At 28.2% G+C, this 13546-nt stretch carries 13 protein-coding genes; 3 read left to right on the top strand and 10 right to left on the bottom strand.

Annotated features, from left to right (window positions below):
• Positions 1-79: 79 nt before the first annotated feature.
• The 8 genes from rny to TY07_RS09440 all read right to left on the bottom strand — a co-directional run bounded on the left by rny (position 80) and on the right by TY07_RS09440 (position 9442).
• Complete coding sequence (rny, locus tag TY07_RS09475) at positions 80-1621, bottom strand: ribonuclease Y (protein ID WP_042398684.1); 1542 nt, start codon at positions 1619-1621, stop codon at positions 80-82.
• A 263-nt stretch (positions 1622-1884) separates the two neighbouring features.
• A complete protein-coding gene (gene recA / locus TY07_RS09470) occupies positions 1885-2928 on the bottom strand; it encodes a recombinase RecA (protein ID WP_042398682.1) in 1044 nt (347 codons plus the stop codon).
• 171 nt (positions 2929-3099) lie between these two features.
• Positions 3100-3687 carry a CDP-diacylglycerol--glycerol-3-phosphate 3-phosphatidyltransferase gene (gene pgsA / locus TY07_RS09465; RefSeq protein ID WP_042398680.1) on the bottom strand — a complete coding sequence of 196 codons (588 nt, stop codon included), beginning with the start codon at positions 3685-3687 and terminating at the stop codon, positions 3100-3102.
• Complete coding sequence (gene rimO, locus TY07_RS09460) at positions 3671-5008, bottom strand: 30S ribosomal protein S12 methylthiotransferase RimO (protein WP_042398678.1); 1338 nt, start codon at positions 5006-5008, stop codon at positions 3671-3673. Before rimO ends, pgsA begins: the two co-directional genes overlap by 17 nt.
• 75 nt (positions 5009-5083) lie before the next feature.
• Positions 5084-7477 (bottom strand): FtsK/SpoIIIE family DNA translocase, encoded by a 2394-nt coding sequence (locus TY07_RS09455; RefSeq protein ID WP_042398676.1) that lies wholly within the window; start codon positions 7475-7477, stop codon positions 5084-5086.
• A gap of 128 nt (positions 7478-7605) precedes the next feature.
• Entirely contained in the window at positions 7606-8391 is a 786-nt protein-coding gene (locus TY07_RS09450) for a ClpP family protease (protein ID WP_078061327.1), read from the bottom strand.
• A gap of 25 nt (positions 8392-8416) precedes the next feature.
• Complete coding sequence (locus TY07_RS09445; RefSeq protein WP_042398673.1) at positions 8417-9097, bottom strand: hypothetical protein; 681 nt, start codon at positions 9095-9097, stop codon at positions 8417-8419.
• A 120-nt stretch (positions 9098-9217) separates the two neighbouring features.
• Positions 9218-9442, bottom strand: coding sequence for a ground-like protein (locus tag TY07_RS09440; RefSeq protein ID WP_157029165.1), 225 nt, complete (start codon positions 9440-9442; stop codon positions 9218-9220).
• A 219-nt stretch (positions 9443-9661) separates the two neighbouring features.
• Here TY07_RS09440 and TY07_RS09435 point away from each other — a divergent pair, with 219 nt between their 5' ends.
• Positions 9662-10051 (top strand): PadR family transcriptional regulator, encoded by a 390-nt coding sequence (locus TY07_RS09435; RefSeq protein WP_042398666.1) that lies wholly within the window; start codon positions 9662-9664, stop codon positions 10049-10051.
• A gap of 19 nt (positions 10052-10070) precedes the next feature.
• Here TY07_RS09435 and TY07_RS09430 read toward each other — a convergent pair whose 3' ends face one another.
• The gene (locus TY07_RS09430; RefSeq protein WP_042398664.1) at positions 10071-10697 is read right to left on the bottom strand and encodes a hypothetical protein; all 627 of its coding nucleotides are present in this window, start codon (positions 10695-10697) and stop codon (positions 10071-10073) included.
• A gap of 142 nt (positions 10698-10839) precedes the next feature.
• On the opposite strand from TY07_RS09430, the gene TY07_RS09425 reads away from it, so the two are divergent.
• Positions 10840-11265, top strand: a complete 426-nt coding sequence (locus tag TY07_RS09425; protein ID WP_042398662.1) for a hypothetical protein — start codon at positions 10840-10842, stop codon at positions 11263-11265.
• Between the two features lie 56 nt (positions 11266-11321).
• On the opposite strand, the gene TY07_RS09420 is transcribed toward TY07_RS09425, so the two are convergent.
• Positions 11322-12305: a coiled-coil domain-containing protein gene (locus TY07_RS09420; protein ID WP_042398658.1), complete on the bottom strand. Its 984-nt coding sequence runs from the start codon at positions 12303-12305 to the stop codon at positions 11322-11324.
• A 300-nt stretch (positions 12306-12605) separates the two neighbouring features.
• Here TY07_RS09420 and TY07_RS09415 point away from each other — a divergent pair, with 300 nt between their 5' ends.
• Positions 12606-13427 carry a tyrosine-type recombinase/integrase gene (locus tag TY07_RS09415; protein ID WP_052330670.1) on the top strand — a complete coding sequence of 274 codons (822 nt, stop codon included), beginning with the start codon at positions 12606-12608 and terminating at the stop codon, positions 13425-13427.
• The last annotated feature ends 119 nt before the right edge of the window (positions 13428-13546 follow it).

Genomic DNA, 13546 nt, shown 5'->3' with positions numbered 1-13546 from the left:
ATTTTAAAAAAAATTTAAAAAATTTTTAAAAAAAATATAAAAAATGCATTTTGTAATAATACAAAATGCATTTTTTTATTTATTTAGCAAAATCCACTGCTCTTATTTCTCTAATTACATTGATCTTAATTTGCCCTGGATACTCTAATTGTTCTTCAACACTTTTAGCTAAATTACGTGCTAATTCAATTGAACCAGCATCGTCTAATTGTTCTGGTTTAACCATGATTCTAATTTCTCTTCCAGCTTGAATGGCATATGACTTATCTACGCCCTCATAAGAATTTGCAATTTCTTCAAGTTTCTCTAATCTCTTAATATAAGCTTCTAACGTTTCTCTTCTAGCGCCTGGTCTTGCTGCTGATATTGCATCAGCTGCTTGAACTAAAACAGCTTCCATAGACATCATTTCAACATCACCATGGTGAGCAGCAATAGCATTTACAACTAATGCTGATTCATGATACTTTTTAGCAAAATCTCCTCCGATTAATGCATGAGGTCCTTCTTGCTCTTGATCTATTGCTTTACCGATGTCATGTAATAAACCTGCTCTTTTAGCTAAATTTACATCAAGACCTAACTCTGAAGCCATTACGCTTGCTAAGTATGCAACTTCTATTGAATGCTTTAACACATTTTGACCATAGCTAGTTCTATACTTTAATCTTCCTAAAAGTCTTATAATTTCAGGGTGTAAACCATGTACACCTGTTTCTAAAGTCGCTTGTTCGCCTTCTTCTTTAATATCATTTTCAACATCTTTTTTGGCTCTTTCAACCATTTCTTCAATTCTAGCTGGATGTATTCTTCCATCTACAATTAATTTTTCTAGTGCTATTCTAGCTACTTCTCTTCTTATAGGATCAAAGCTAGATAAAATAACCGCTTCTGGAGTATCATCAATAATTAAATCTACTCCTGTTAATGTTTCGAGTGTCCTTATGTTTCTACCTTCTCTTCCAATAATTCTGCCCTTCATCTCATCATTTGGTAAAGCAACAACATGAACTGTAGATTCAGATACATGATCTGCTGCACATCTTTGAATTGCAGTAGTTATAATTTCTCTTGCTTTTTTATCAGCTTCTTCTTTAGCCTTTGACTCAATGTCTTTAATCATTAAAGCTGCATCATGAGAAACTTCCTTTCTAACTTCTCCAAGAAGAATTTCTTTAGCTTCTTCTGAAGTTAAAGTAGATATTCTTTCTAATTCTTCTCTTCTTTTAGCATGTAACTGCTGAACACTTTCTTCCATTTGATCAATTTCTTGCAATCTTTTATTGATAGTTTCTTCTTTCTTTTCTAATAGATCACTCTTTTTGTCTAAAGATTCTTCTCTTTGAAGAATTCTTCTTTCAAGCCTTTGAATTTCATTTCTTCTCTCACGAGAATCTCTGTCTAAATCATTTCTTAGTTTGTGAACCTCTTCTTTAGCCTCTAAAATAGATTCTTTCTTAGCAGCTTCAGCTTCTCTTTTAGCCTTTTCAACTAAATCTTTAGCTTCATTTTCTAAAAATAAAACCTTCTTTTGTGTGGCCTTTTGTATTGCCTTGTATACGATAAACCCGAATACCGCTAATACAACAATATCAACCAATATAATTGTTAATATCTCCAAACTAACACCTCCTCGTATAAATCTCTATTTATAATTTAATAGAGAACGTCTAGGTGTCATATTATTCTCACTGTCCCTATGAATATGATAAACCAGTATTTGTTATTATTTTACCTTATAAACAAAAATATGTCAAGATTAGTTCCTTGCTATGTATACACACTAAATTGCTTAAAGATATTTCATTAATAGTATTTCCTATTTATTTATTTATATTAAAAAGGATATGCAATTTATAAAAACTACATATCCTTAATTATTATTTATTCGCTAACTTTTTTAGCTGACCCTTTAGTTTTATCTACCATTAGCGGTAATTCATATTTACTTCTAATTTTATTTTCTATTTCAAGAGCAATTTCAGGATTATCTTTTAAATATTGTTTAGCATTTTCTCTTCCTTGACCTAATCTTATATCCCCATAAGAGAACCAAGCTCCGCTCTTTTGAACAATATTTTCTTTAACACCAACATCAACAATATTTCCTGTTCTTGATATTCCTTCATTATACATTATGTCAAATTCAGCTTGTTTAAATGGAGGTGCTACTTTGTTCTTCATAATTTTTACTCTTGTTCTGTTACCAACAATTTCATCACCTTGCTTAATTGAATCGATTCTTCTAACATCCATTCTAATACTTGAATAGAACTTAAGAGCTCTTCCCCCTGTTGTTGTTTCTGGGTTTCCGAACATAATTCCAACTTTTTCTCTTAATTGATTAATGAAAATAACAACACATTTAGATTTATTTATAGTACCTGTTAATTTTCTTAAAGCTTGAGACATTAATCTTGCTTGTAAACCAACATGAGAATCACCCATTTCACCTTCAATTTCAGCTCTTGGCACTAAAGCTGCTACTGAGTCAACTACAAGTACATCTATGGCTCCAGATCTAACTAATGCTTCTGCTATTTCAAGCCCTTGTTCTCCTGTATCTGGTTGAGATACTATAAGATTTTCTGTATCAACACCAAGGTTTCTAGCATAACTTGGATCTAATGCATGTTCAGCATCTACGAAAGCAACAGCCCCACCTAACTTTTGAGCTTCAGCTGCAACATGTAATGCAACTGTAGTTTTACCTGAACTTTCTGGTCCATATATTTCAATAATTCTACCTCTTGGTACTCCTCCAATTCCAAGAGCTATGTCCAAATCAAGACAGCCAGTAGAAATTGAGTCTACATTTAAAGTGCTATGTTCACCTAATTTCATTATAGACCCTTTACCAAATTGTTTCTCAATTTGACTCATCGCATTCTCAATTGCTTTTAATTTATTTTCATCAATATTTGCCATTAAATAATCACCCTTTCATGAACGTTTGTTCTTATGTTTTTAATTATAAAGTATTATTTATTTGTAGTCAACATATATTATAATTTTTTATTGAAAAAAGAGCCCTTTCTATATATTCTTTATATAGAATGAACTCTTTGAATTATAACCAATTTATTTCATTATTAAACCTTATTTCATAGAAATAGCTGCCTTATTTTTAACAAAATAATCAACACCTGAAATTATTGTAATTATTACAGCTAATATTAATAAAATATTAGGAACATAAGTAAAGAACCCATTTAAAAATGCATTATTACTTACAAAATTAATTGCTGCTTGTGATGAGACAATATTAACTTCTACTAATAATGTAATAATTGCAGCCATTTGAGTTACTGTCTTTATTTTTCCCCACCAGCTTGCAGCAATTACAATACCATCTGATGCAGCTAAAGTTCTAAGACCAGAAACTGCAAATTCCCTTGCAATTATTATTACTACAGCCCAGCCTGGTATCATATTTAATTCAACCAATGAAATTAATGCCGCTGTAACTAGTAACTTATCCGCTAATGGATCCATAAATTTCCCAAAATTAGTTATTTGATTTCTACTTCTAGCTATATGACCATCAAGTTGATCAGTAATCGATGCGATTATAAATACCGCTGTTGCAACTATTGAACCATATGGAATATCCCTTACTGCTATAAAAACTAAAAATACTGGAACTAGAAATATCCTAATCATTGTCAATTTATTTGCTAAGTTCATCAAAAATCTCCCCTATTAAATCGTACTCCATAACATCAGTAACCTTAACTTTTATTATATCGCCTATACTTAATCCGTCATGCTTCTTAATATAGATAAGCCCATCGATTTCTGGAGCCATTTCGTAATTTCTACCAATGAAATATTCTCCATTGTTGCTATCTATTATGGTATCATAAATATTTCCTATTTTCAATTTAATTTGTTCTTTAACAACATCTCTTTGAATAGCCATTAATGTGTTTTGACGTTCTTTCTTTATATTTTCTTCTATTTGGCCATCCATTATTGCTGCTGGCGTATCCTCTTCTTGTGAATATGCAAATACCCCTACATTTTCAAGCTTATAATCTTTTAAGAATGTTGCTAATTCATTAAATTCTTCTTCTGTTTCTCCTGGGAATCCTACTATTAATGATGTTCTTAATGCTATATTAGGAACCTTATTTCTTAAAGTTTCTATTTTATCAATTATAGTTTCCTTATTAGTTCTTCTTCCCATTTGCTTTAACACTTTACTACTTATATGTTGAATAGGTAAATCTAAATACTTCACAACCTTATCGTTATTTGCAATTTCTTCAATTAATTCATCAGTAATTTCTTCAGGATAACAATATAGAAGTCTAATCCATTCTACTCCATCAATTAATGAAATTTTTCTAACTAAATCATGAAGCATTCTTTTTCCATAAATATCAACACCATAATCAGTTAAATCTTGTGCTATTAATATTATTTCTTTTACTCCATTGTTAACTAAAAGATTTACTTCATCTAAAATATTTTTTTCTAATCTACTTCTAAATTTTCCTCTTATTTTAGGTATTATACAGTAAGTACAAAAGTTATTGCATCCTTCTGCTATTCTAACATAAGCTGTATGTTGCTTAGTTGTTAATAATCTAATACCTTCATTAACCCCTTCATCACTATAAGCTGCTGATGAAATTCTCTTATGATCTTTGATAAAATCTAAGATTAATCTGTGTAATTTCATATAATCATTAACTCCCATTAATATATCTATCTCAGGAATTAATTCTAATAATTCATCACCATATCTTTGAGTTAAACACCCAGTAGCAATTAACATTTTACATTTATATTTATTTTTGTACTCAGCCATTTCTAAAATAGTATCAATAGATTCTTGCTTTGCACTTTCTATAAATCCGCATGTATTTACTATAATTATATCTGCTTCCTTAGCGTTATTTGTAATTTCATAATGTTTATTTATAGCTCCTAAGATTAATTCTGAGTCTACTCTATTTTTGTCGCATCCCAAACTAACCATTCCAACTTTATATTTACTCAACTTTTTTCCTCCTAAGTATAAATAATAATACTTATTTTAATTTAACTATCTCATATTTACAAGTATTTTATATTGTTATTCGTTATATCTATCTTCTTTACCAACCAATACCTGCCTTGGTCTACTTCCATCTTTTTCTGATATTATACCATGTTCTTCTAGTTCATCCATAATCCTAGATGCTCTATTAAATCCTACTCTTAATTTTCTTTGAATAAAAGATGTTGATGCTTGTTGATAATCAATAACCAATTTCATTGCTTCTTCTAGCAATTCATCAGTATCACTACTACTCATTGCAGCTTCATTACTTGATTCACTATTTATATGATTAATAATATCTTCTGAATAATCAACATCATCTTCTGAGTTTTTAATATACTCAACTACATTTTCAACTTCCTCTTCTGAAATAAATGCTCCTTGAACTCTTAAAGGTTTATTTTCACCTATAGGATAATATAACATATCACCCCTACCTAATAGTTTTTCTGCTCCAACTTGATCTAGTATAGTTCTTGAGTCAGTTCCTGAAGATACTGCAAATGATACTCTTGATGGAATATTTGCTTTAATTACCCCAGTAATAACATCAACTGAAGGTCTTTGAGTAGCAATTATTAAATGCATACCAGCAGCTCTAGCCATTTGTGCCAATCTACAAATATAATCTTCAACATCATTAGGACATGCCATCATTAAGTCTGCAAGCTCATCTACTATTACTACTATATAAGGTAGCTTTTCTTGTATTTCACCCTTTTCATATAGCTTATTATAAGATTCTATATTTTTAACTTTCATTTGAGAGAATAAATTATATCTTTTATTCATTTCATTTACTGCCCAATTTAATGCACCAGCTGCTTTCTTTGGATCTGTAACAACAGGTATTAACAAATGTGGTATTCCATTATAAACACTTAATTCAACAACCTTAGGGTCAACCATAAGTAACTTAACCTGTTCTGGAGAGTACTTGTATAATAAACTTATTATAAGAGAATTTATACATACTGACTTACCTGATCCAGTAGCACCTGCAATTAACATATGTGGCATTTTACTCAAATCACCAACTATACATTTGCCTGTAATGTCTTTTCCTAATGCAAAAGCTAAATTTTTTGATGTATTAGTAAATTCCTTAGAATCTAATACTTCTCTTAAAAATACCGGAGATTGTTTCTTGTTAGGAACCTCTATACCTATAGCTGCTTTACCTGGAATTGGCGCTTCCATTCTAACACCATTTGCTGCTAAGCCTAAAGCAATATCATCTTGAAGGTTAACTATTTTAGAAACCTTAACTCCTGGACTTGGCTGTAATTCAAATCTTGTAACAGAAGGCCCCTTAGTAACTTGTACTACTTTTGCTTCAACTCCAAAATTAGAAAGTGTTTCTTCAAGCTTATTAGCATTATCTATCAAGTCTTTTTTATCTTCATTTTTAAGTTTTAATTTAGAATTTATATTTAATAAATCCATTGTAGGAAAAGCATATTCTTTTTTTTGTACTTCACCTGATTCATTTAAGGATTCTTCAATTTCCTTACTTACAACTTCTTTATCATCATGAGATAAATTTTTGTTTATCTTTTTAGTTTCACTACCTTTAGCAACAATATATTCTTCTTGCATCCCAGCTTCACTAGAGAAATCTTTATCTAAATCAAAGTCTTGAAGAGGATTTACATCTTGTAGCTCAGAATTTCTCATAAAGTCTAAAATTTGTATTTTATTATTTATACCTTTAATAAAATCTTCTTTCTCGTTATTATCATTTTCTGGAACAATAACTTCTATAGTATCATTAGTAACCTTTCTTTCAGATTTCTTACTAACTTTACTTTTTTGATTTTTAACGTTGCTTCTTCCACCTCCTACAAGTCCATCTATCAATCCCTTACCTTTAACATATATATCATATAATGTTATATCCATTAATAAGATACTTCCTATAGCAAACAATGTAATATATAATATGTAACTTCCTATATATCCTATTAACATAGATAAAGGATAAGCTATTATAAATCCTAAAAAGCCACCATGCATACTATAATTAGTTGAAAACTTCATTTCTCTAATTGTATCTATAAATCCTTTACTAATTCCTTGCCCTACAGCAAAATTGATAGAAATAGTACTACAAAACAACCAAATTACTACAGCCATTAATGTAATACTAAAAAACCTTCTAGAATATTTAATAGTTCCCTTTGATTTTATTGTATCTATACCAAAATATATTAAATATATCGGAATGATATAAACAACTACTCCGATAAAATGATACATCACTCTTCGTGTAAATATAGATAAAATCCCAGCTAAATCTGTATATGTTGAAAAACATAATAAAATTCCTACAGCAACATATATTATAGCTTTGATATCTCCTTTCTTTTCAATAGATGAATCTTTTTTCTTTTTACTAGTATTCTTCTTTTTACTGCCCGTTCCCATCAAATCACCTCTGTACTTAAAACATCATTTTAGTAAATTTTATTATATTATAGCTTATAAATATTTTAAACACATTTCAAACAAAAAAGAAACTCCTATATGGAATTTCTTTTCATTGTTTTCATATTTTATTTTTCCTCTTCTTTTTCCTTTATTAATTCATTTAATTTAGCTAATGCTTCTTTTATACCTCCAACTTTATCAATTAATCCGCATTCAACTGCCTGCTCTCCAATCAACATTGTTCCCATATCATTTAATAATTCATCTGACTTTAACATCATTCTTTCTAATTCATCTTTATCAATTTTTGAAGTTCTTACAATAAAACTATTAATTCTTTCTTGCATCTTCTTAAAATAATGGAAAGTTTGAGCTACCCCTATTACAAATCCATTCATTCTAACAGGATGTACAATCATAGTTGCAGATGGTGTAATAAAAGAATAGTCTGCTGATGTTGCTAATGGAACACCAATAGAATGTCCTCCACCTATTACAATAGAAACTGTTGGTTTTGATAATGAGTAAATCATTTCTGCTATGGCCAATCCAGCCTCTACGTCTCCTCCTACTGTATTTAAAACAATTAATACTCCTTTAACCTTATCATTTTGTTCCATGGAAATTAATTGTGGAATTAAATGTTCGTATTTTGTTGATTTTGTTTGTGGTGGTAATACAACATGCCCCTCAACTTGACCGATTATAGGAAGTATTTGAATACTTTGATCTGGCCCAGTCATATTGGTATTTCCTAATTCTCTGATTTCAGATAGTTTTGCTTGGTCCTTCTTCAAACTTTCCTCTTCATGTTTTTCACTTTCATTTCCAGTCTCATTTTCACTATTTATATTTCCAGTACATTTCAATTCATTTTCATTTCCGTATGTAACATTATAATTAACATCCATAAAGTTATCCTCCTATTTTTTTCATTTAACCTCTTATATCTAAAACTACAGCATAAAGTATTTTTCCATTTTTATATGTCCCTTCAATTCCAACTACAATTTTCTTATCATAATTAGGAACTCTAATACTTCCTCTAGTCATTTCTAATTCAGTTATTTCATCATCCCATATATACGCACGAATTTTTTTAGGTTTTTCACTAAACTCAAAATTTATCAACTCACCTGGTCTTACCTTTAATGAAGATTTCTTCAACAAAACTTTATAATCATCATAATTACTACAAGCAAGTTCACTTTCTGTATTTTCATTTGTTATAGTAAAGTTATAACTACATAAGTATTTAGTAGAATGTTTCCCTCTTAATCTAACTATTAACTTAGGAATTGATTCATTTTCTTTTTTATTATCATTTTGTTTTTTCTCTTCTGTAGTTTTTTCAGGCATATTTTCACCATTTTCGATTTCATTTGCCTTTTTTTCTTCTTCTTTTTTTCTTATATCGTCTAATCTTTGCTGATCAACTTTGTGACGTTCCTCCTTTAACTCTTTTTTTACATCTTCTAACCTTCTATATGGCTCACCCTCACTGTTTTCTTTCGATTCTCCTTCCTCACTCTCAATAGGTTCTGAATATACTAAATTACTATTTATAGTTAGTAATATAGTTAATATTAAGTTAAATAAGAAAAATTTCTTTCGCATATAACAACACCTCTAGAGTTTCTTTCAAAAGTAGTTTTCCCATAATACAAAAATTAATTTATAATAAATAAAAAAGTGTACTAAAAAGATAATACACTTTTTAGTACACCTAGCCATGAATTACCAGCATCCTCCACAGAAGAATAATAGTATAATTATCCACCATGCCCAGCCGCCACCGCAGCCTCCAAAGCCACCACAGCCACCGCCACAGTTACCGAATCCTCCACCATATCCTCCGTAGCCGCATCCGTATCCGCTATTGTTACAACATTGATTGCAACATGGTTGACAACAACAATTGTTTCTACAACAGCAGTTTCTTCTACAACACTTCTTTGACATGTTTCTCATCTCCTATCATTGGTACTTTAATATATAGTATTCAATTTCACATTTTATGGTTCTACATTTCGTAATATTCTTTTTAAATAGACACTGTTAATAATTTTTGTTATCATTAAATAAGTAAACTTAGACAGCTCAAGTATTGAGATAGCTTTTATAAATATGATTTTAAGATAGTAAATTTATAAATACTTTTATGAAAAAAGGAGTGATTAAATGAGTACAACTAGAAATAGATTAGTAGCACCTAGAAATGTAGTAAACACAAAAATGCTATATTCATTTTATATATTAAAGGAATTATCTAAGGGTGAAGTAATGTTCGGTAATAAAGTACTTGAAACATTTAGAGATGTATTTCAAACCTCTAATTTACCTTTTCCTGTATCATCAAGCACTATTTATGAAACATTTTATGATTTAGAAGAAAAAGGTTACGTAATTAGCAAATGGACAGGTGATGAATTTTTAAATAAGAGAAGCAAAAAAATATATTCCATTACAGATGAGGGTATTTACTATTATAAACACCATATAGCGGATTATATTCATAATTTAGAAAGAACTAAAAGCACTCTTGATTTAATGATAAATATGCTAAAATAATATATATTAAAAAGATGACTTAAGAATTTAAGTCATCTTTTCCTTTATAACCCATATTACATATCACATCTAAGGATTTTAATATATCCCTATATCCTTTTTTCATAAGAGAATCACAATAAAGTTCATTAAAACTCAAACAATCAATATTCTTCGATAACAATTTAATATAATTTTCTCCATAAAGCTTTATTAAAATATTTTTGAATGAATTTTGGATTACTATTCTATCATTTAAATCCTTACTATTAGAACCTTCGATTTTCTTTGAATTAATTTCTAAAATTCCATAAAACTGATAAATATAACTAAGCTCCTTTAATGAATATTCGTCACATAAAGTTGCTATTATTTTGTGATAATCCTTGTACATAGGTATTGAATAAGACACTTCATAATTATCCATATTTTGAAGCACTCTTACACTTTGGTAAATTGCATTACAAAAGTCCAATCTTATTATATTGGCGTTAATATACTTTTCCTTTGCATTACAATTTTCCTGATAATTTAAATTTTCTCTTTGAATTCTAACTTGTTCATGTAATGAAACTTTATTAATAAAAATACTGCAAATAGCTCCAATTACAGAACCTAAAACTAATCCACCCGCTGAGATTAATGCTGTAACAAGTGCAATCGGCAACAAAACTCACTCCTAATAGTTGATTACAATTATAGTATTATCATTATTTTTTAAAATATTATTATATATTTGTATAATTTTATGTCTATTTTTGTTTTCGTGCATAAAATAAATAATAATAAATTTTAGGGAGGATTATTATTTGGAATTAAATTCAACATCACAACCTACAAAATATATTAAGAAGTTAACTTTAGAAAAATGTTTGAATTGTAATAACAAATTAACTTTATATTTTTATACAAAAGATTATAATTCTTATACTTTTTTGGATATAGTAATTAGAAATACTAAAAATAGAGATGAATTTATTTGTCCATTTACTATAAATTCACCTAATTCTATAACAATTGATTTAAATAACATTTGCCAATGTTTAACTGATTATGAAGGATCACTTTCTATTGTAGCTAAATCATCACATACATTATTTTCTATAACTCCAATTTTATCAAAGGAAAAACTTATTATTGATGGTTTTTCACATAAAAGTCCTTATAAACTATATATTAGAACCCTAGAAAATGGCGAACTTAGATTATCAAGTATAATAAATAAAAAACTATAGGGGATAATCCCCTATAGTTTAAATACTACTTATCAAATACATTTCTTTAGTTAACTTTATTTTTCTAAGTTAACTTTATTTAAATTTAGTTTCAATTCGAATATTTCTTCCTTTAAACTTATAATAGTTTCATTAGCATTTTTTAATTCTAATTCTTTTCTATTTTCAATTTCTCTAATTAAATTATTTTTCTCTTCATTTATTTTTGTAATTTCTGCTGATTTATTTAATAAAACTTCTTGAATTCGTTGATTTAAACTATTGCTATACTCTTTATACTCTTTTTTTTCTCCATTCAATATAGCAATTTCATTTTTAAATCTATTATTTTCACTTTCTAAATAATTAATTTTTTCATTAAGAATATTTGCTTTGGTTAACTTATCATTTAACTCCTTTATTTCTTCTTTTAATTTATCATTTTCATCCTTTATAGCCTTATTATCACTTGATATCTCTGTTAATGAATTAATATGTAATTGCAAATTTTGAATTATATCAGATTTTTCCTTTAGTTCTTTTTCTACAGTAGAAAGTGCAGAATTAACACGTGAAAAGCTATCTTTTACATCATTTAATTCATAATCCTTCTTATTAATTTGCTCACTAACATCATTACATACCTTTTTCAAATTTGTATTTTCATCTTGAAGTATAGATATAACTTTGTCTTTCTTTTTTATTTCATTTTTAAGCTTTGTATCATATTTATCTTCTAGATAAGTAGCCATTTCTAAAGAATTAATAAAGCATCCTTTTAATGAATCTATCAAAAAGTTAAATCTATCAATTTCACCTTTTCGATCATTATATTTTTCATCATTTTCTACTATAAAGCTATCATATTGATTTAACAATGTAGTAATCATACTTTCAGCATCATCAAAACTACTTTGAAGCATATTAAGCCTGTCTTTTGTTGACTTTTTTAACTTTAACCCCTTTGTCTCTATTTTTTCCTCTATAACTACAGGTTGAGTCTCTTGAATTTTTTCTTGATTTTCAGTAGTTTTTTCATTATTTTCTCTAATTTCGTCCATTTTTTAAACCTCTTTCTTTTTCCTCTTTAGTTAACCAAAGTTAACTAGGTTAACTTTGGTTAACTTAGTATTATTATTATAACATATAAAAAGTGTATTTTCTACGAAAATTTAACATAATTTAATCCATAAAAACTGCGCACATTCCCGAATGTGCGCAGTTTTTTCTTAAACTATTGATTTTAAGCCATTTTCATGGTATTATATTTTTATAAAAATATAAAAAGCGCAGTTTAAAAATATAAAATGCGCAGTTTTATTTTTAAGCAAAATCGATTTGTACGAGAAAGGAAATTTTAAATGGATTTAAATGATGAAATGCTCGAGATGATGAAATTCTATAAATTTTATAAAAAAATGAGAGCATATGAAGAGAAAAATGAGTTTACCGAAAAAATGCAAGAAATTGATATAAAAACAGAGGGAGCAAATGAAATTTCTAAAAAAACGCCTCCAAAAACAGAGGGAGCAATTTTAAATAATAAAAAAGACCATAAAAACGATGAAATTACAAAAGAAGAGGGTAAAAAAAAGAATTATAAAGCAACTAGGCCATTAGAAGTTGAGGAATACGAACAAATTATTAAATTATGTAAAGAAGGTTTTACATATACTGATAAAAAGACAGGAAGAGAAAAAAAGTTTAGGCCAAACCAACCTTTAGCTTTTGCATTAGCACTTCAAGCAACTCTTGGTTTCAGAGCATCAGATATAGTTAATTTAAAAGTTTCAGATTTTAACAGAAGTAAATTTGCTATAAAAGAAATAAAAACAGGTAAATGGCAAAATAGAGATTTAAATGATGTAATGTATAATAAACTATTAGAATATGTAGTTACTAATAATTTAGATAAGGATGATTTTATTTATCCTAATAAAGTTAGAAACATGCAACAACAATTAAAAATAATAACTGATTATTTAGGATATAAAAATATAGGTACCCATTCATTCAGAAAACTTTTTGCTCATACATTATACGAAGAATCTGGCCATGATATAGAATTAGTTAGACATGTATTAAATCACTCTGATATAAAAACAACTATGCGATATCTTGGAGTAAGTATGAAGAAATTAAGAGAGATGAGTAACAAGATAGATTTCTCTTATGCTTTATAAAACAGAGGGAACAAGCTATTATAATTTAATAAAAAAGACAGTAGGTAGATTTGTATTTTACACAAATCCATCTACTATCTCCTACTGTCTCATCTATTCTCCCTATCTCCCTATTTATT

It is taken from the genome of Clostridium saudiense (assembly GCF_000577815.1).
GTDB lineage: Bacteria > Bacillota > Clostridia > Clostridiales > Clostridiaceae > Clostridium > Clostridium saudiense.
Note: the sequence above shows the minus strand (reverse complement) of the source record. Positions and strands in the feature narration are given on the sequence as shown.